Genomic DNA, 17,959 nt, shown 5'->3' with positions numbered 1-17,959 from the left:
CTCAGTCATGGGGATAACCCTCTGTCTCAGGGAAGGAAGTCTCTGTATGAAATATATCATTCTGCTGGTGTTTATTCTGGCGGTGGCCTATGTCCATTTCCGTGGTCGTATACGCTATCCATTTTGGCGACAATTGTCGGATCACTCGACCTTTACCGCGCCGCTCAACGCGTTTATGTACCTGTTTTCCCGTGTCCCGGTGACGCCGTATCTCAAACCCGATCATTTTCCCGAACTGGCGGCGCTACAGCAGAACTGGCAGACGATCCGTGAGGAAGGGGAAAGGCTACTGGCAATGCAGGAGATTAAAGCGTCGGATCGGTATAACGACGCGGGGTTTAACTCGTTTTTCAAGACCGGCTGGAAGCGCTTCTACCTGAAATGGTATGAGGAATCTCACCCCTCGGCGGATGCGTTGTGCCCCAATACCACCGCGCTGCTGCGTTCGGTGCCGTCGATAAAGGCCGCGATGTTCGCCACCTTGCCGGACGGAAGCCGACTGCCGCGCCACCGTGACCCGTATGCCGGTTCGCTGCGCTACCACCTGGGGCTGTCGACGCCGAACGATGACCGTTGTTTTATCGAGGTCGATGGTGAGCGTTATAGCTGGCGTGATGGTGAAGGCGTGCTGTTCGACGAAACCTATATCCACTATGCGGAAAATCAAAGTGGGCAGAACCGTCTGATCCTGTTTTGCGACATTGAGCGACCGATGCGTTATCGCTGGGCGCAAGCGGTGAATTACTGGCTGGGGCGTCATCTGATGAGTGCTGCAGCTGCGCCGAATAGCGAGGGGGATCGTACCGGTGGCATCAATCGGATTTTCAAATATCTCTATGCGGTACGCAAAGTGGGGAAACGGCTGAAAAGCTGGAACAAGCCGGTTTACTATCTGGTGAAATGGGCATTGTTCGGTGGGATCGCCGCAGGGATCTGGTGGGCGTTGTAAGTCTGGATCCGGGCGCGTCAGTGGCGATGTTGCTGCGTTTTCACGCCTTTATTACAGCTCACCTGAGAATTTTACAGTTAGTTGCACTTCGAACGGTTATCTTTCGATTCAACGCTAGTGATTCAGGGGGACTGTCTTTAGAGTAACAAGTCCCAGAGGTATTGATGGGTGACAATCGATGTGTTCTCCACATTGAACCATTCAAATTTCACCAACCTACGCGGATGCGTAGGTTTTTTTTTGCCTGCGATCCGACATTTGCCCTGCTAACTCTGTCTTTCTGCCCCTCCTGAGCATCGCTAATCTTGCTACGGTTTATGGTATGGTGAACCCTTTGGCTGGCCGCCATGAACAATCCGTGGCATGTGGGGTCCAAACCGGGCAGCGTGACGGTTTACCTCAAGGTGACGATTACGTCAGTGTTACTGTTTAGACATAGGGAGGTGGGATGATTTATACCTTTTTACGCTGGGCGCTAAAGCACCTGTATCGCATTCAGATCTCGGGTGATGAAAGCGGTTTCCGGCAATCGAAGATATTGATTACCCCCAATCACGTTTCTTTTCTCGATGGCGTGCTGATGGCGCTGTTCTTACCGGTACAAACCAAACCGGTATTTGCTGTCTATTCCCGCATTGCTGATAGCTGGTTTATGCGCTGGCTGAAGCCCTATATCGATTTTCTGCCGTTGGACCCTACAAAGCCGTTGGCTATTAAGCAGTTAATCCGTCTGGTGGAGCAGGGGCGTCCGGTGGTGGTGTTCCCCGAAGGGCGTATTACCGTGACCGGCTCACTGATGAAAATCTACAGCGGTGCGGCGTTTGTGGCGGCCCGCTCTGGCGCGGCGGTGGTGCCGGTCCGTATTGAAGGGCCGGAGTTTACGCACTTCGGTCGTTTGGGCGGGGTGTTGCGTCGTCGCCTGTTCCCACAAATTTCACTGCATTTCCTGCCGCCGACAACGCTCCCGATGCCTGTTGCCCCTTCGGCGCGTGAGCGCCGTGAACTGGCCGGTGAAGCGCTGCATCGCATCATGATGGACGCACGTATGACGGTGCGCCCGCGTCATACGCTCTATCAGGCGTTTCTGGCCGCCTGCGATCGGTACGGTTACCACTCTGCCTGTATTGAAGACGTCAATCTGAAGGAAGACAGCTATCACGGCCTGCTGAAGAAATCACTCGGTGTGGCGCGCATTCTGCAACGTTTTACCCAGGAACGTGAGCATGTCGGGTTGTTATTGCCCAATGCGACGGTGACAGCGGCGACAGTGCTTGGCGCCTCGCTCAGCAGCCGGGTACCGGCGATGTTGAACTATACCGCTGGGGCGAAAGGCATTCAGAGCGCGATGAGCGCCGCGCGCATCAAAACCATCGTCACATCACGGCAGTTTCTGGAAAAAGGCAAGCTGACGCATCTGCCGCAGCAGGTGAAAGAGGCCAATTGGGTCTATCTGGAAGACCTGAAGGACACGGTGACATGGTCGGATAAGCTGTGGATCTTGTGCCACTTGCTGTTCCCGATGCGCGCTATGTGCCCGCAGCAGCCGGATGACGCGGCGGTCATTCTGTTTACGTCCGGCTCGGAAGGCAACCCGAAAGGGGTGGTGCATTCTCATAATAGCCTGATGGCTAACGTAGAGCAGATCCGCACCGTGGCCGATTTCACCCCGCGCGATCGTTTTATGTCGGCCTTGCCGTTGTTCCACGCGTTTGGGTTGACGGTCGGGTTGCTGACGCCGTTGATGACCGGCGCGCGTATTTTCCTCTATCCCAGCCCGCTGCATTACCGCATCGTGCCGGAGCTGGTGTATGACCGTAACTGCACGGTGCTGTTCGGTACCTCGACCTTCCTCGGGCATTATGCCCGCTTTGCCCACCCCTACGATTTCGCCCGCCTGCGTTATGTGGTGGCCGGGGCGGAAAAACTCTCCGAACGGGTGCGGACGCAGTGGCAGGACAAATTTGGCATTCGTATTCTGGAAGGCTACGGCGTGACGGAGTGCGCGCCGGTGGTGGCTATCAACGTACCGATGGCCTGTAAACTGCATTCTGTCGGCCGATTATTACCGGGTATGGAGTCACGGTTGATCCCGGTTGCAGGTATCCATCATGGCGCTCGTCTGCAACTGCGCGGGCCAAATGTGATGAAGGGTTACCTGCGAGTGGAAAACCCTGGGGAGCTGGAATCGCCCGCGGCGGAAAACGAGCACGGGCAGCGTGAGGCGAACTGGTACGATACCGGCGATATCGTTTTTCTGGATGAACAGGGTTTTTGTACCATCGTGGGCCGCGTAAAACGCTTTGCCAAGCTGGCCGGAGAAATGGTGTCGCTGGAGAGCGTGGAGCAACTGGCTAATCAGGCGTCGCCACACACCCAACATGCCGCCAGCGCCCGCAGCGACAGCAGTAAAGGGGAGGCGCTGGTGCTGTTTACTACCGATGCGGCGCTGACCCGCGATAGCCTGCTGACACAGGCGCGGGCGAGCGGCGTGCCGGAACTGGCGGTGCCGCGGGATATTCGTTACCTGAAAGAATTGCCGCTATTGGGCAGCGGCAAACCGGATTTCGTCACGCTGCGGCAATGGGCGGAACAGCCTGCCGGAGCGGCGGACGATGTCACGCCTACCCCTTCGGAGCATGATGCATGAGCCGCACGACTTCCCCAACGTCGTCACTGTTTTCCCGCAGTATGAATGCGGTGATGGTGGCGCAGTTTTTCTCGGCCTTCGGCGATAACGCGCTGCTGTTCGCTACGCTGGCATTGGTGAAATCGCTGGCGTATCCCGACTGGAGCCAGCCCTTCCTGCAAATGGGGTTCGTCGCCGCCTATATCGTGCTGGCACCGTTTGTGGGGCAGTTTGCTGACAGTTTCGCCAAAGGGCGGGTGATGATGTTTGCCAACGCCCTGAAGCTGGCTGGCGCGTTATGGATTTGCCTGGGTGGGAACCCGTTTCTGGGGTATACGCTGGTGGGGTTGGGGGCGGCGGCCTATTCCCCGGCCAAATACGGCATTCTGGGGGAAATCACCCGTGGTGATCAGTTAGTGAAAGCCAACGGGTTGATGGAAGCCTCCACCATCGCCGCGATTCTTACCGGTTCGGTGGTCGGCGGTGTGCTGGCGGACTGGCATATCTACGGCGCGCTGGCGGTGTGTGCGCTGGCTTACGGTATCGCACTGGCCGCTAACCTGTTGATTCCGAAACTCGCTGCCGCACGTCCCGGCGCATCCTGGCGCCCGGCGCGCATGACCCGTTCGTTTTTCGATGCCTGCCAGGTTCTGTGGCGCAACGGCGAAACCCGCTTTTCGCTGGTGGGCACCGGCATGTTCTGGGGCGCTGGCGTGACGCTGCGTTTCCTGCTGGTGCTGTGGGTACCGCTGGCATTGGGTATTAACGACAATTCGACGCCGACGTTACTCAACGCCATGGTGGCGGTCGGAATTGTGGTAGGGGCTGCGGCAGCCGGTAAACTGGTGACGTTGAAAACCGTGCGACGCTGTCTGCCCGCAGGGGTGTTGATCGGCGTGATGGTGGTGGTATTTACCCTGCAACATAGCCTGATGAACGCTTACGCCTGCCTGTTGGTATTGGGGGCGTTGGGTGGCTTTTTCATCGTGCCGCTCAATGCGTTGCTGCAAGAACGTGGCCGGGAGAGCGTTGGAGCAGGTAACGCCATTGCCGTGCAGAATCTGGGTGAAAACGGCGCGATGCTGCTGATGCTGGCGCTCTACTCGCTGGCGGTGAAGGTCGGCGTACCGGTACTGGCGATCGGTATCGGTTTCGGCACACTGTTTGCGCTGGCGATTGCCGGGTTGTGGTGCTGGGTACAGTTAACCCAGTGGCGGCGTCGGCCAGCGTCTGCTGCCGCACCAACGTCTGATGAGCAGGAATAACGGGAGGGGCAATGAGTCTGATTTGGCATGACTGGGGGGTGAAAGACCTGAACCCGTATGCGTTGTATGACATTTTGCGCCTGCGTAGCCAGGTTTTTGTGGTTGAACAACAGTGCGCTTATCAGGACCTGGACGGGCTGGATCTGGTGGACGGTAACCGGCATGTCACCGCCTGGCAAAACGGCAGGCTGATCGCCTGTGCGCGCTTGCTGGCACCACATGACCGGCAGGAGGTGGTCACGATCGGCCGGGTTATTGTCTCCCCTGAAGCGCGAGGCCAACGGTTGGGGCATCAGTTGGTGATGCACGCTCAGGCCGTTTGTGCTCGTCACTGGCCGGGGCGGGCGCAATACCTCTCGGCTCAGGCGCATTTGCAGCACTTTTACCAGCAATTTGGCTTTGTGGTGTGTGGTGAAGGTTACGACGAGGACGGTATTCCCCACGTGCCGATGCGAACCGCGGGGTAAGAGCCTATCCCATTAGGGCTATTTCACTTGCCATTTTGGCCCTGGGCAGTGCTCGAAATCCTCACGTACTACGTGTACGCTCCGGGTTACTCGCTGCGCTCGCCCGTTGGGCCGGACAAAGTGCTTTGTCCGTTCAACATGCAACGCATGTTGTCTGCGCGGCTTCCCGTGTCCAAACTGGCCACGCCAATAACGCCTATTGGGATAGGCTCTAAGTGTGGCGCTAAGGCGTGACAGCGCAGCCCTGCACTCGGGCAGGGCGCTGGTATGGGCTGACGCCGGGTTAACTGGCGGAATGGGAAATAGTACTGCCGAGTTTCTGAACGTCCTGACCAAATCCGCGAGCGGTATTGCATCCGCTCAATACGGTCGCCATCACGAGTGTGGCAACCAGCAGGGCGATAGTTTTCATAGTGATTTACCTTTATATACCCGTCATACTTTATATCGCAGGTGTGTTGGTGTGATTACCCAGCCTGTTAGCGCTGCAACAAGCAGCGTATCAGTCTGCTTGTTGCCGCATGGCCGCTCACCCCGGTTGCTGGCCCGGGTAAGCGCCGGGCGTACTCTTCGCGGCGCGGTTCAATACGCCTGCCGGTTTGCTGCAACGTGAATTATTTCGGGGATCGCGGCGCAAATCTATACTGAGGTCATTTCTGCTTTCACTTTGTCATACTATCACGCAAGGATCCAACGTGATGTCAGTCAGTTAGCAGAGAATCAGTTAGCCTGGAGGGGGCGTTTTGCCGCTTTCCGGCTGACAGGGTTAGGTCAGTCGCTTATTGTTGCTGCAAGTATGGTTGCTGCAGGCGTTGGTGCCAGTTCGGTTTATTCAGTTACAGGGTTGGTCATGTCTGGTCTGTTTCACTGGTTAAAAATGTGCTGGTCAAAAAAGTCTCGGGAAAAGACGTCGTCTGCGGTGAGTGACGCACAGATTATGGCTGCCTGTAGTTCGCTATTGATGAATGCGTCCACGCAGGCGGCGATCATCGCCACCGATTCAGCCAATCACATTACCTTGTTCAACTCGGGAGCGGAACGGTTGTTCGGCTTTCGCGCCTGTGAGGTTATCGGTCGCGATGCCACCACGGTAGTGCTGCGTCAGGGGGAGATGGGGCAGTTATCGCCACAGGCGTTGCTACGCCATTATCAGCCGTTTTCGGTCTGGTGTTATCGGAAAAAAGATGGCGGTATCTTTTGGGGCGAATTGAGTTTTCATGAGGTCCGTCTGCCGGACGAGCGCTTGTTGGGCTACCTCAGTGTGATTACGGATATCACCGCACGTGAGCGGTTGCTGGAACAATTGCATCAACAGCAACACATGATGGATATGCTGTTACAGCATGCCCCGGCGGTGCTTTATACGTTTGTTGTTCATGGAGATATCGTTCATAGAGATACCGTTCGTGACGATGCAGGTGGTGGCGATACGGATCGTGGTAGTGAATATCGCTTTGTTTACTGTAGCCCGGTCTCGACACGGGTATTGGGCCTGACGCCGCAGGCCATGACTGCCGTACCATTCGGCCCCGGTCACCCGCTGAGAGAGCGTATCCTGCCAGAAGATCGTGAGCGTATCGCACACTATTACGCTAACGGTGATTTTCATCGCCATAGCTGGCGCAGTGATTTTCGTATCTGCTCTGAAAACGGCGATGTTCGCTGGATCCATGCTGAAGCGATGGCGTCTTACCCTGAGGACGGCAACATCGTGTTTTACGGTTCGATGCTCGATATTACCGATCTCAAGCAGTCAGAAACCTTATTGCAGGTGTTAGCGCAGACCGATTCGCTGACCGGTATCGCCAATCGCCGCCATTTCGATGAGCGCTATCAACAACTGTGGCGTCAGCACGAATCCATACAGATGCCTTTGTCGTTGCTGATGATCGATATCGATCGTTTCAAACGCTTCAACGATAGCTATGGGCATAGCAAAGGGGACGCCTGCATAAAGTCAGTGGTGGAAACGCTGGCAGGGCAATTGCCATCGTCAGAATGTCTGCTGGGGCGTTACGGTGGTGAGGAGTTTACGGTGGTGTTGCCACAAACCGACTACCAACAGGCGTTGGCCTTGGCCGAACGATGTCGTCAAGCGGTTGAGTCGATGGAGATCCCCCATACCAAGTCACCACAGGGGGTGGTGACAGTGAGTATCGGTGTGGCGGTCGCCAGACCGGGCGATGCCGGGAGCAGCATGACCCAGTTGAGCAATGATGCCGATGATGCGCTGTACCGTGCTAAACATCTGGGCCGCAATCGGGTAGAAGCGAGTCCTGACCAGAATGCGGCTCCCGCCTGACATCGCTTGTCGGTTGCGTCGGTATCTTATTCACCGCTATTCACCGCGTGCATCGCACGCTCTCACTCTTCCGTCAAAAAGAGCTCCAACAGCGAATTAAGAAACAGCTTACCGTGCTCGGTAACCTGCCAGTGTTGTTCGGTTTCCGTCAGGTAGCCTTGCGTCAGTGCGGCGTCCAGTTGCTCCCTGATTACGCTTTCCGGCAGGCCGGTATAGGCGGTGAAATCAGCACGTGGTGCCGGTTCCAGCAACCGAAAACGGTTCATGAAAAACTCGAATGGACGGTCAGCCAGCGCGACTTCGCTGCGTTGTTGCAGGTAATTCCCCTGCATATAACCGCGTGGGTGGCGGGTTTTCACCGTGCGCACGATCTCGCCGTCAGTGAAAGTGATCTTGCCGTGTGCGCCGCAGCCGATACCCAGATAATCGCCAAAGCGCCAGTAGTTAAGGTTGTGCTGACACTGGTAACCCGGTTTGGCGTAGGCCGAGGTTTCATACTGCTGGTACCCGGCGTCGCTCAGTAAACGGTGCCCTTGCTCGAAAATATCCCACAGCGCATCGTCGTCTGGCAGCACCGGTGGGCGTGAGCCAAACAGCGTATTGGGTTCGATGGTCAACTGATACCAGGACAGGTGCGGCGGGTTAAGCGCTATCGCCTGACGTAAATCATCCAGCGCCTCATCCAGCGACTGCTCCGGTAGCCCATGCATCAAATCCAGATTGAAACTTCGCAGCCCCAGACCGGCCGCGAGAACCGCGGCGCGTTTGGCCTCTTCCGGGCCGTGGATGCGGCCCAGTCGCGTCAGTTTATCCGGGCTGAAACTCTGCACGCCGATGGAAATCCGGTTAACCCCTGCGCGCTGGTAACCGCTGAACCTGTCGGCTTCTACGGTTCCGGGGTTGGCTTCCATGGTGATTTCCGCGTCCGGCACCAGTGACAACCGGGCTCGCACGCCATCGAGCAACTGTTGCATTGCCTCGGCGCTGAGCAGGCTCGGCGTACCACCGCCGATAAAAATGCTGTGCAGCGGACGAGCGCTCACCATCGGCAGGTCGGCATCCAGATCCGCCAGCAGGTGCGCCACATAATCGTCGTGCGGTACTTCGCCTTTGAGTGCGTGGGAGTTGAAGTCGCAATAAGGGCACTTTTGCACGCACCAAGGGATGTGGATGTACAGGCTCAGCGGCGGCAAATTAAGCATGTCGCAGCGCATCCAGCAATTGACGCAGCGCCTGTCCACGGTGGGAGTGGGCGTTTTTCTCTTCGCGGCTGAGTTCGGCGGCGGTTTTGCCGAGTTGCGGCACGAAAAAGACGGGATCGTAGCCAAAACCGCCTTCACCGGCGGGCGCACGGGTGATGACGCCCTGCCAGCTACCGTGGCACACCAACGGCGTCGGGTCATCAGCGTGGCGCAAATACACCAGCACACAGTGGAAGCTGGCCTGACGTTGTTCGTCTGGCACGTTGTCGAGCACCGCCAGCAGCTTGTCCAGATTCTGCTGGTCGCTGGCGTCTTCTCCAGCATAGCGGGCGGAATAGATGCCCGGTGCGCCGCCCAGCGCGTTAACTGCCAGCCCGGAATCATCCGCGATGGCGGGCAGGCCGGTGGCGCGTGCGGCGTGGCGCGCTTTCAGAATGGCGTTTTCGATAAAGGTCAAACCGGTTTCTTCGGCGGAGTCGACGCCCAACGTGGTTTGTGCCACCACGTCAAGACCAAAATCCGCCAGCAGACCGGCGAGTTCACGCACTTTACCGGCGTTGCCGGTGGCTAAAACCACGTTTTGCATCTGTTGTTCCTGCAATCTGTCTGGGATGTTTTATTCAGGGAATCGGCTCAGGAAATGAGGCCCGCGACATCGGCCGGGATGGTTTGCGGGTTGACGATCCTAATCTGTTTGTGACGGCCAAGCTCCCCTTTTTCGATGGTGACCATGCCTTTGGCGACACGGAATTGCTTGGCAAGAAATTTGATCAGGTGGGCATTGGCCTGACCGTCTACCGGTGGTGCGGTGATGGCGACTTTGAGCTCGTCGCCATGCAACCCGACAATCTGATCCCGGCTGGCTTTCGGCTGAATATACAGCCGAATGACCAGCCCGTCTTCACAGCGACTGACGGCACTCACAACAGGAACCACAGCCCCGGGAAGAAATCCATGCCAAGGTAATTCAACACGTACAGCACCAGAATCACGATCATCGGCGAGAAATCCAGGCCGCCTGCCGAGGGCAGAATACGGCGAACCGGGCCCATCAACGGTTCTGTCAGTTGGTGCAGCATATAATCCACCGGGCTGCGGCCCTGACTGATCCAGCTCATCAGCGAGCGAATGATCACTATCCAGAACACCAGATAACCGGCGGATTTGATCAGCGCCAGTAGCCCCACCAGCAAGTTGATCGGGCTTAGCGAGAGTGAGCCAACCTGAATCAGCAACAGCAACGGGTATTTCAGCGTGGTGAGCAGAAACGCCAGCAGCAGCGAGGCGCTGTCAATAGGCCCCAGCGAAGGGATAATGCGACGCAATGGGCCGATAATCGGCTGCGTGAGTTTCACCACGAACTGCGCCAGTGGGTTGTAAAAATCACTGCGTGCCCATTGCATCCAGATACGCAGCAGCAACACCATCACGTACAGGTCAATCAGGGTTTTGACCAGAAAAGTCAGGGTCAGCATCAGAGGGTCATTCCTTCATTCAAAGTCATTTTTCAGGTGGTAATCAGAACAGCGATTCCATTTCCTTTGCCCGGTGCACCGCCGCCTGCATGGCATCTGCAACCGTCTGGCTCAACTGACGCTCGTTAAATACGCGCAGCGCCTCGGCGGTGGTGCCGCCCTTGGAAGTCACATTTTCCCGCAGAGTGGACAACGGGGTGTTCGGGCTGGCTTCCACCAGTGCGGCTGCACCACTAGCCGCCTGCTGTACCAGCAATCGTGCGGTGTCGGCGTCGAACCCCTGACGCATGGCCTCCTGCTGCATCGCTTCCATAAACAGGAAGAAGTAGGCAGGTGCGCTACCGGCAGCGGCAATCACGCCGTTAATGTGCGACTCGTCGGTGACCCAGCACAGTTTACCGACACTTTGCATTAGGTCGGCGGCAAAGGCGCGATCGGCGTCGCTCACCCCGGCCGGTGCGTATAATCCGCTCATGCCCTGGCCTACCAGCGAGGGGGTATTTGGCATGATACGCACTATGTTGAGCGATGCGCCCAATAACTGGCGGAAGCGGGCGACGTTAACACCGGCGGCGATCGATAATACCAGCTTGCCGTTGAAATCCACCTGTTTTGCCAGTTCCCCGCAAACATCGGCCATCAGTTGCGGTTTAACCGCCAGCACCACCACATCGGCGTCACGGGCACAGGCGGCATTGTCGCTTAGGCTGGCAATGCCATAGCGGGTAGCCAGTTGATCCCGGTGGGTGGCGGACGGTGCGCTAACGCTGACCTGGTGGGCCGGATAACCGCCTGCCATCAAACCGGCGATGATCGCCTGTGCCATGTTGCCCGCGCCGATAAAGGCTATTTTACGGTGTTCCATCAGATTCTCGCTGTTCTCGTCTGTCCGTTAGGTTAACTGGTCGGCGAACTATAATCACGTGCGCCAAAAATTGCGGTACCGATGCGTACCATCGTGCTGCCAGCTTCAATGGCGGCCGCCATGTCGTCGGTCATCCCCATCGACAAGGTATCCAAGGTGCCATAATCCACTTTCAGTTGCAGAAAAAGTTCAGTCATGTGGCGAAATACCGCCAGTTGCTGGGCGTGATCCGCCTGCGGCGCGGGAATTGCCATCAGTCCGCGCAATCGCAGATTCGGTAGTGTTGCCACGCTGGCGGCCAGCTCTGGCAGTTCGCTGGCCAGAATGCCGGATTTGCTCGCTTCCTGACTGATGTTGACCTGCAACAGCACATTGAGCGGTGGCAGGTGCGCCGGGCGTTGCTCGCTCAGGCGCTGGGCGATACGCAGCCTGTCGATGGTGTGGCACCAGTCAAAGTGTTCTGCCACCAGACGGCTTTTATTCGACTGCAACGGCCCGATAAAGTGCCATTCCAGCGCGACATCGGGCAGGGCGGTCTGAAAATGACGAACCTTATCCACCCCTTCCTGTACATAGTTTTCGCCAAATGCCCGCTGCCCAGCCGTGATGGCTTCTTCGAGCGCGCTCACAGGTTTGGTTTTGCTGACGGCAAGCAGCGTAATCTCTTCTGGCGCGCGCCCGCAGCGTTGTGCCGCCGCCGAGATTTTCTGCCGGACGTCCTGTAGGTTTTGCTGAACTGTCGATATCGTCGCTACCGGTGTCATCGTCATAGTGATTCAGGAGGCCAATCAATGGATGTGAGTGAATGGGTGAACGCTAGTGTAAAACAGAATGTATCCGATCTGCACCTGTGCAGCGGTCATCCCCCGGTGTGGCGTATCGACGGGCAACTGGTGACGGATGTTACCCAACTGCCGTTACAGCACACCGACCTGGAACAGTGGAGCCAGAGCTGGCTGGACCCGGAGTGTGAGCAGCAGTTGCGCCGGTGCGGGCAGACCGACTGTGCGTTGACGCTGGCGGGCGGGCAGCGGTTGCGGGCCAATCTGTTTATGCAGCGCCACGGTTTATCGGCAGCGCTACGCCTGATCCCACACGGCCAGCCGGATTTGCAGACGCTGCGGGCACCTGCGGTCGTCGCGGCATTGGCTGAGCGTACCGACGGACTGATTCTGGTGACCGGGGCGACCGGCAGCGGTAAATCGACCACCCTGGCGGCGATGATCGCGGCACTGAACCAGCGTAGTGCCCGCCATATTATTACGCTGGAAGACCCGATTGAATTCCTGCACACCAGCCAACGTAGCCTGATCCAACAGCGGGAAATCGGTCGGCACAGTGAAGGATTTTCCAGCGCTTTGCGGGCCGCATTGCGTGAAGATCCGGATGTGCTGTTACTGGGGGAACTGCGCGATAGCGAGACTATTCGGCTAGCGCTGACGGCGGCGGAGACCGGCCATTTGGTACTGGCGACGTTGCATACCCGACGGGCGGTGCAGGCGGTAGATAGGTTAGTGGATGTGTTCCCGGCCGAAGAGAAAGCCTTTGTGCGCACACAACTGGCAGCGAGTTTGCAGGCGGTAGTGGCGCAGAAATTATTGCCGGGTGCGCAGGGTGGGCGTGTGGCGTTATTTGAGGTACTGCTTGCCACACCGGCGGTCAGTAACCTGATCCGCGAAGGTAAAACCCACCAGTTGCCGAGCCTGTTGCAAACCGGCAGCCAGGTGGGGATGCAGACCTTTGAGCAGAGCTACCAACAGCGGTGTCAGGAAGGCCTGTTAGCGGATGACCGCGCAGACGATAGCTGGCTTTGACATAGAGCGCGGCTGCGAATAGCTATCGCCGTGGACAGCTACCGTCGTGAAGAATCATGCGTCATGCATAGCTATCGTCATCAATGCCTTCGGTTTACGCCGATTTTGTTTCTGTCGTATCGGTGGCGGCTTGCAGCATCGTCGTTAGCTCCGGGGCTGGGACCGGGCGTGAGAACAAAAAGCCCTGCGCATAGTCGCACCCGAGTCGGGTAAGAATGTCGCACTGGTGCTGCGTTTCAACCCCTTCGGCTACCACATTGAGGCCAAGGCTGTGCGCCATGGCGATAATCGCCACGCACAGTTCAAGCCCGACGCCATCGAGATCCTCGATGAAGGAGCGATCTATCTTCAGGCAATCAATGTTGAATTTCCTGAGGTAGGCCAGTGATGAATACCCGGTGCCGAAATCATCAATGGCAATTTGTATTCCGGCATCACGCAGCAGATGCAGATTGTTGTTCACCCGCAGTTCCGCATTCAACAGTAGCCCTTCGGTGATTTCGATGATCACGGCGTTGCCGTCCAGCCCGTATCGCGCCAGTTCCTGTACCCAGGTCATTTCGGAGAAATCTTTGCTGCGCAGTTGGATCGGAGACTGGTTAATGGCTATCTGAAAGTGCGGGTCAAGGGTGTTACGCCATTGCGCCAACTGAATGATGGCCTGCTGTGCGACCCAATCGCCGAGTGGAACAATCAGGCCGGTATCTTCCGCAAGTGGGATGAATTCTGCCGGACTGACCAGACCCCGTTCGGGATGATGCCAGCGTACCAGCGCTTCAGCCTTGGTTATCCGGTTGGTAGCCAGTTCGATAATCGGCTGGTAGTAAACCTCAAACTGAGCGGATTCAAGCGCCTGGCGCAGATCGTTAGTCAGGCGTAAACGGGCGCGCGCAGCCTGATGCAAGGCAGGCGTGAAATAATGGAAGCCGTTACGCCCCGCGTTCTTGGCGGAATACATCGCCTGGTCGGCATGTTTGAACAGTTCTTCCAAGGTGTCACTGTCGTTAGGGTAAAAGGCAATACCGATACTGGCGGAAACCAGCATGTTTTCCCCATCGATATTGAACGGTTGTGCCAAACGTTGTAGCAAGGTGTTGGCCAGACGCTCACAGTCGTTGGTTCGCAGCAGGTCAGACAGGATAATGGCAAATTCGTCGCCGCCGATTCGGGCAATCGTATCGGCACCCTGAATACAGTCGGTAATACGGGTCGACACTGCAAACAGCAGCGCATCGCCAGCGCGATGCCCCAGGCTGTCATTAACCGATTTGAAATGGTCCAGGTCTATCAGCATCAGCGCCATGGGGCGGCCGGTCTGCTTTGCGCGTTCAATCGCACGTTCAAGTTTATCCTGAAATCTGTGTCGGTTTGGCAGTGAGGTGACCGCGTCATAGTTGGCTTGTCGCCAGATTAATTCTTCTTGTTTTTTGCGTTGGGTAATATCGGAGAACACGCCAACATAGTTGATGGGCGTGCCTGCGGCGTCTTTGACCACATTGATAGTCAGTTCCCGGAGATAGTCGCTGCCGTCTTTCTTGCGATCCCACATTTCACCGACCCACAGCCCGTCTTCATTCACCGTGCGCCAGATGGCATCATAGAAAGCGATATCGTGGCGATCGGAGCGGAATATGTACGACGGTTTTCCCACGACGTCGGCTTCGCTATACCCGGTGAGGTGGGTAAAGGCGGGGTTGATGGAGATAATGTTTCGATGGGTATCGATGACGATAATGGCCTCCTGGGTACTTTCGTAGACCGTGGCGGCAATCTTCATCTGTTCACGTGCTTTTTGGCGCTCGGTAATATCGAGGACGTACACCAGCCGATCGGCTTTTTGCCCGTGCTGTGCGAAGGGGACGGATTCCGACCAGACCGTCAGTACCGCGCCGTCGTGGCGCACGACCGTCCATTCTCCTCCCAGTTTGCCGCCTTCATCGAGAAACGACTGATGGCGGGCCAGAACAGATGCCCGGGTAGACTCAGGAAAAACCATAGTAAAGGGATGATTAATCATCTCTTCCTGGGTGTAACCATAAATAGCGCTATAGGCAGGATTAACGGTGACATAATCTCCGTCGTAATTAATAACGGCAATGCCCACCGGGCAGCGGTCGAGGATGCCCTGAAACAGACTTTCTGAATTCCATGCAGAACCGGTCATCATTCACCTCATCATCGATACTGTTCTTCTTATGACAATCCGTGTTGATACGCGGTTAACGGCGTTCTGATGGCGGGCCGTTTTTCGATGCAGGCGTTCGTCCGATTACTTCCTTTTAGTTCATTTTTGGGAAATTTTCCTGACAAAGAAATTATCGACCATCATCAACGATTTCTGAGGTGCTGGCAGGAAGTTTGATGAAAAAGGGTGACGGCGGTATCACCCTTGTGTTTGTTGTGGCTATGTATTAACCGTGAACGCGGATTCATAACGAGTCCAGCTACGCTGTCGGATAGGTCACGTGCTCGGGTGCGCGCTGCATGATGATTCGCCCGTGGCGGATAGACAACCGTGCTTTGGCCTGCCGCTGCAGTGCGTCGTAGTCGCTTTGTGCATCCATAATCAACAGGTTGGCCGGACGACCGACCGCGATACCGTAGCGATCGCCCAAATGCAGGGCTTTGGCGCTATTGTCGGTAACGAAATCGAGACAACGTTGCAGATCCTGATACCCCATCATGTGGCAAATATGCAGCCCGGCGTCGAGAATACGCAGAATATTGCCGTTACCGAGTGGGTACCATGGGTCTCTGATGGAGTCCTGTCCGAAGCAGACGTTCATACCCGCGCGGTCCAGTTCGGCAACGCGGGTCACACCACGGCGCTTAGGAAAGGTATCGAACCGTCCTTGCAGGTGGATGCTTTCCGTCGGACAGGAGACAAAGCTAATGCCGGATCGGCGCAACAGGCGAAACAGCTTCGAGCAGTACGCGTTGTCATACGATCCCATCGCTACCGTATGGCTGGCGGTGACCCGTGCGCCCATGTCTCGCACCCGCGCTTCTTCGGCCAGTACCTCCAGAAAGCGTGAATGCGGGTCATCGGTTTCATCGCAGTGCACGTCAACCAGACACCCGGTACGCTCTGCCAGATCCATCAAAAATTTCACTGAACTGACGCCTTGCTCGCGGGTATTTTCAAAATGAGGAATGCCGCCGACCACATCCGCGCCCAGCGCAATGGCGCGCTCCATCAACTGGCGACCATCCGGATATGATTCGATACCTTCCTGCGGGAAGGCGACGATTTGCAGGTCTATCAGGTCGCGCACCTCGTTTTTGAGTTCCAGCATGGCTTCCAGCGCCGCCAGCGAGGGATCGGTGACATCAACATGGGTACGGACATGCTGGATGCCGTGGTCGCGCAACAGGCCAATAGCGGTATGTGCCCGGCGTCGGGTATCGTCGTGGGTGATCGTCGCTTTACGTTGGCTCCAGCGTTCGATGCCTTCAAACAGTGTGCCGCTCATATTCCACTCCGGTTCACCTGCCGTCATAACCGCATCAAGATGAATGTGCGGCTCTACCAGCGGCGGAATCACCAACTGCCCTGCGGCGTCGATGTCGTCTGGCATCGCGGGGCACTGGCCCGATTGGGCGTCGATGGCGGCAATCAGGCCGTTTTGCAGTTGCACGGTATAGAGGCCGGGCTGATGGCGTAATACGGCGTTTATAATCTTCATAATCACTCCTGTGAAGGGACCTTTAATAGCGATACGGTGGTTTCTGACGCTGGAAAGCCAGAATGATGCCCGATCATGAGTGCGACGGCAGCGCTAAGGCGAAACAGTGGGTCGTTCAGGGTGCCGCCCGATAATTGTTCAATGCGTTGCAGGCGTTGGTGCAGCGTATTGCGATGAATAGCCAGCCGTTCGGCTGCTTTGATCAGATTATTGTTTTCCTGCAATACCGCATCCAGCGTCTCAATCAATAGATAAGGCGACTTACGGTGATGTTCTACCAGATTGCCCAGCACGTTGTTCATAAACCGGGTCAGCAATGCTGGATCGCTGACGGCCCCCAATAATTGCAGTATCCCCAGTTCAGTGTAGTCGCATAGCCCCTTTTCTGGTTGCAGGCTGGCGACGGCGTCAAGTGCCTGTTGCGCTTCGTTCAGGCCCTGGCGGTACTGCGCCGCTGAACTGACCGGACTGGATAGCCCGCCGTATAGCGTCAATGGGGCGATATCGGTGTAGATTGACTGGCGTAATGCCACCAGCCGTTGATGCCCCGGCGGTTGCAGTAATGGGCTGTCTGTCGGCAACACCATCAGGCTGAGATCGCCCAGCGTAACCACCGGTGGGGGAGGGTGTGGCGCTGATACAGGATGCAGAGCCAACAGAGACTGTTGTAGCCGTTGTTGCAACACCATGCGTGAGCGCTGCAATTGCGCCTCTGGATCGCGGCAATCCGGTGAAGCGAACAGGCTTGCCATGTTACCTATGCGCCAGGCTACCACCCGGTGTGGCACATCCAGCGGCCATTGCAGGCGGTCGGCACGCTGATGAATCAGCGCCAGATCCGATGGGTCGGCGGTGAGGAGCGCCAGCAGAAAATCGCTACACCATCCGTCCCACTGCTCTTTCGTATGGTCATGAGAACTGTCGCGATAAGACAAGCTGCGTTGATGCGATGCCGACATGATGATCCCTCCGGTTTTTTCCTTCTCTTCCCGTTTTGGGGAAACGACAATGTCAGTGATATTCAGTGTAGTGCGCGCTACAGCGTGTGCAGCAAAGAGCGTGCCGGTTTTACTGTCGCTAACGCGTTAACGGGGAATCTGGGACGCTCGCCAGAGCATTGAGAATAGCGCACCTGTGCAGGCTGCATGGTTTGGCGCTAAAACATGGCGTAATGTGCCCGTTTACTGTGCAGAGTGCTGTATGGTGCACTGAAAGCGTGAATCAACCGCGTATGGGCGCGTCTGCCACGTGAACCAACAGCCATAAAGCCACAAGGGCAAGTCAGTGACAACGCAGTGGCCGTGACTG

At 56.8% G+C, this 17,959-nt stretch carries 16 protein-coding genes; 6 read left to right on the top strand and 10 right to left on the bottom strand.

Going from position 1 to position 17,959, the window contains the following annotated elements:
• Positions 1–46: 46 nt before the first annotated feature.
• From lpxO to DZE2538_RS15985, 4 genes are all read left to right on the top strand, one after another.
• Positions 47–949, top strand: coding sequence for a lipid A hydroxylase LpxO (lpxO, locus tag DZE2538_RS16000; RefSeq protein ID WP_038914565.1), 903 nt, complete (start codon positions 47–49; stop codon positions 947–949).
• 448 nt (positions 950–1,397) lie between these two features.
• Positions 1,398–3,596, top strand: coding sequence for a bifunctional acyl-ACP--phospholipid O-acyltransferase/long-chain-fatty-acid--ACP ligase (gene aas / locus DZE2538_RS15995; protein ID WP_038914564.1), 2,199 nt, complete (start codon positions 1,398–1,400; stop codon positions 3,594–3,596).
• Entirely contained in the window at positions 3,593–4,840 is a 1,248-nt protein-coding gene (gene lplT / locus DZE2538_RS15990) for a lysophospholipid transporter LplT (protein WP_038914563.1), read from the top strand. Before aas ends, lplT begins: the two co-directional genes overlap by 4 nt.
• Positions 4,841–4,851: 11 nt before the next feature.
• Positions 4,852–5,307, top strand: a complete 456-nt coding sequence (locus DZE2538_RS15985; RefSeq protein ID WP_012886034.1) for a GNAT family N-acetyltransferase — start codon at positions 4,852–4,854, stop codon at positions 5,305–5,307.
• Positions 5,308–5,590: 283 nt separating this feature from the next.
• On the opposite strand, the gene DZE2538_RS15980 is transcribed toward DZE2538_RS15985, so the two are convergent.
• The gene (locus DZE2538_RS15980; RefSeq protein ID WP_019843491.1) at positions 5,591–5,719 is read right to left on the bottom strand and encodes an entericidin A/B family lipoprotein; all 129 of its coding nucleotides are present in this window, start codon (positions 5,717–5,719) and stop codon (positions 5,591–5,593) included.
• 438 nt (positions 5,720–6,157) lie between these two features.
• Here DZE2538_RS15980 and DZE2538_RS15975 point away from each other — a divergent pair, with 438 nt between their 5' ends.
• A complete protein-coding gene (locus DZE2538_RS15975) occupies positions 6,158–7,609 on the top strand; it encodes a sensor domain-containing diguanylate cyclase (RefSeq protein WP_038916772.1) in 1,452 nt (483 codons plus the stop codon).
• Positions 7,610–7,671: 62 nt separating this feature from the next.
• Here DZE2538_RS15975 and hemW read toward each other — a convergent pair whose 3' ends face one another.
• The 6 genes from hemW to DZE2538_RS15945 are packed head-to-tail and all read right to left on the bottom strand — an operon-like array spanning position 7,672 to position 11,921.
• The gene (gene hemW, locus DZE2538_RS15970; protein WP_038914561.1) at positions 7,672–8,811 is read right to left on the bottom strand and encodes a radical SAM family heme chaperone HemW; all 1,140 of its coding nucleotides are present in this window, start codon (positions 8,809–8,811) and stop codon (positions 7,672–7,674) included.
• Positions 8,804–9,397, bottom strand: coding sequence for an XTP/dITP diphosphatase (locus DZE2538_RS15965; RefSeq protein ID WP_038914560.1), 594 nt, complete (start codon positions 9,395–9,397; stop codon positions 8,804–8,806). Before DZE2538_RS15965 ends, hemW begins: the two co-directional genes overlap by 8 nt.
• 47 nt (positions 9,398–9,444) lie before the next feature.
• Positions 9,445–9,735, bottom strand: coding sequence for a DUF167 family protein YggU (gene yggU, locus DZE2538_RS15960; RefSeq protein WP_012886029.1), 291 nt, complete (start codon positions 9,733–9,735; stop codon positions 9,445–9,447).
• The gene (locus DZE2538_RS15955; protein ID WP_023640669.1) at positions 9,732–10,286 is read right to left on the bottom strand and encodes a YggT family protein; all 555 of its coding nucleotides are present in this window, start codon (positions 10,284–10,286) and stop codon (positions 9,732–9,734) included. Before DZE2538_RS15955 ends, yggU begins: the two co-directional genes overlap by 4 nt.
• Before the next feature lie 43 nt (positions 10,287–10,329).
• On the bottom strand, positions 10,330–11,151 hold the full coding sequence (proC, locus tag DZE2538_RS15950) for a pyrroline-5-carboxylate reductase (protein WP_023640668.1): 822 nt from the start codon (positions 11,149–11,151) through the stop codon (positions 10,330–10,332).
• 32 nt (positions 11,152–11,183) lie between these two features.
• Complete coding sequence (locus DZE2538_RS15945; RefSeq protein WP_330217005.1) at positions 11,184–11,921, bottom strand: YggS family pyridoxal phosphate-dependent enzyme; 738 nt, start codon at positions 11,919–11,921, stop codon at positions 11,184–11,186.
• Between the two features lie 21 nt (positions 11,922–11,942).
• On the opposite strand from DZE2538_RS15945, the gene DZE2538_RS15940 reads away from it, so the two are divergent.
• Positions 11,943–12,965, top strand: coding sequence for a type IV pilus twitching motility protein PilT (locus DZE2538_RS15940; protein WP_038916771.1), 1,023 nt, complete (start codon positions 11,943–11,945; stop codon positions 12,963–12,965).
• Between the two features lie 94 nt (positions 12,966–13,059).
• Here the strand turns inward: DZE2538_RS15940 and DZE2538_RS15935 are convergent, their stop codons facing one another.
• The 3 genes from DZE2538_RS15935 to DZE2538_RS15925 form a co-directional block, all read right to left on the bottom strand.
• A complete protein-coding gene (locus tag DZE2538_RS15935; RefSeq protein ID WP_236616971.1) occupies positions 13,060–15,132 on the bottom strand; it encodes a sensor domain-containing protein in 2,073 nt (690 codons plus the stop codon).
• 277 nt (positions 15,133–15,409) lie between these two features.
• A complete protein-coding gene (codA, locus tag DZE2538_RS15930; protein WP_026357762.1) occupies positions 15,410–16,651 on the bottom strand; it encodes a cytosine deaminase in 1,242 nt (413 codons plus the stop codon).
• A 2-nt stretch (positions 16,652–16,653) separates the two neighbouring features.
• Positions 16,654–17,610, bottom strand: a complete 957-nt coding sequence (locus DZE2538_RS15925; RefSeq protein WP_038916769.1) for a PucR family transcriptional regulator — start codon at positions 17,608–17,610, stop codon at positions 16,654–16,656.
• Positions 17,611–17,959 lie beyond the last annotated feature (349 nt).

Origin of the sequence: Dickeya zeae NCPPB 2538 (genome assembly GCF_000406165.1) — a bacterium.
Lineage (GTDB): Bacteria > Pseudomonadota > Gammaproteobacteria > Enterobacterales > Enterobacteriaceae > Dickeya > Dickeya zeae.
Note: the sequence above shows the minus strand (reverse complement) of the source record. Positions and strands in the feature narration are given on the sequence as shown.

What these genes read in the sequence shown, in the direction of transcription:
- lpxO (WP_038914565.1), top strand. Translation starts at nt 47, where the DNA reads ATGAAATATATCATTCTGCTGGTGTTTATTCTGGCGGTGGCCTATGTC.
- aas (WP_038914564.1), top strand. Translation starts at nt 1,398, where the DNA reads ATGATTTATACCTTTTTACGCTGGGCGCTAAAGCACCTGTATCGCATT.
- lplT (WP_038914563.1), top strand. Translation starts at nt 3,593, where the DNA reads ATGAGCCGCACGACTTCCCCAACGTCGTCACTGTTTTCCCGCAGTATG.
- DZE2538_RS15985 (WP_012886034.1), top strand. Translation starts at nt 4,852, where the DNA reads ATGAGTCTGATTTGGCATGACTGGGGGGTGAAAGACCTGAACCCGTAT.
- DZE2538_RS15980 (WP_019843491.1), bottom strand. Translation starts at nt 5,719, where the DNA reads ATGAAAACTATCGCCCTGCTGGTTGCCACACTCGTGATGGCGACCGTA.
- DZE2538_RS15975 (WP_038916772.1), top strand. Translation starts at nt 6,158, where the DNA reads ATGTCTGGTCTGTTTCACTGGTTAAAAATGTGCTGGTCAAAAAAGTCT.
- hemW (WP_038914561.1), bottom strand. Translation starts at nt 8,811, where the DNA reads ATGCTTAATTTGCCGCCGCTGAGCCTGTACATCCACATCCCTTGGTGC.
- DZE2538_RS15965 (WP_038914560.1), bottom strand. Translation starts at nt 9,397, where the DNA reads ATGCAAAACGTGGTTTTAGCCACCGGCAACGCCGGTAAAGTGCGTGAA.
- DZE2538_RS15955 (WP_023640669.1), bottom strand. Translation starts at nt 10,286, where the DNA reads ATGCTGACCCTGACTTTTCTGGTCAAAACCCTGATTGACCTGTACGTG.
- proC (WP_023640668.1), bottom strand. Translation starts at nt 11,151, where the DNA reads ATGGAACACCGTAAAATAGCCTTTATCGGCGCGGGCAACATGGCACAG.
- DZE2538_RS15945 (WP_330217005.1), bottom strand. Translation starts at nt 11,921, where the DNA reads ATGACGATGACACCGGTAGCGACGATATCGACAGTTCAGCAAAACCTA.
- DZE2538_RS15940 (WP_038916771.1), top strand. Translation starts at nt 11,943, where the DNA reads ATGGATGTGAGTGAATGGGTGAACGCTAGTGTAAAACAGAATGTATCC.
- DZE2538_RS15935 (WP_236616971.1), bottom strand. Translation starts at nt 15,132, where the DNA reads ATGATGACCGGTTCTGCATGGAATTCAGAAAGTCTGTTTCAGGGCATC.
- codA (WP_026357762.1), bottom strand. Translation starts at nt 16,651, where the DNA reads ATGAAGATTATAAACGCCGTATTACGCCATCAGCCCGGCCTCTATACC.
- DZE2538_RS15925 (WP_038916769.1), bottom strand. Translation starts at nt 17,610, where the DNA reads ATGTCGGCATCGCATCAACGCAGCTTGTCTTATCGCGACAGTTCTCAT.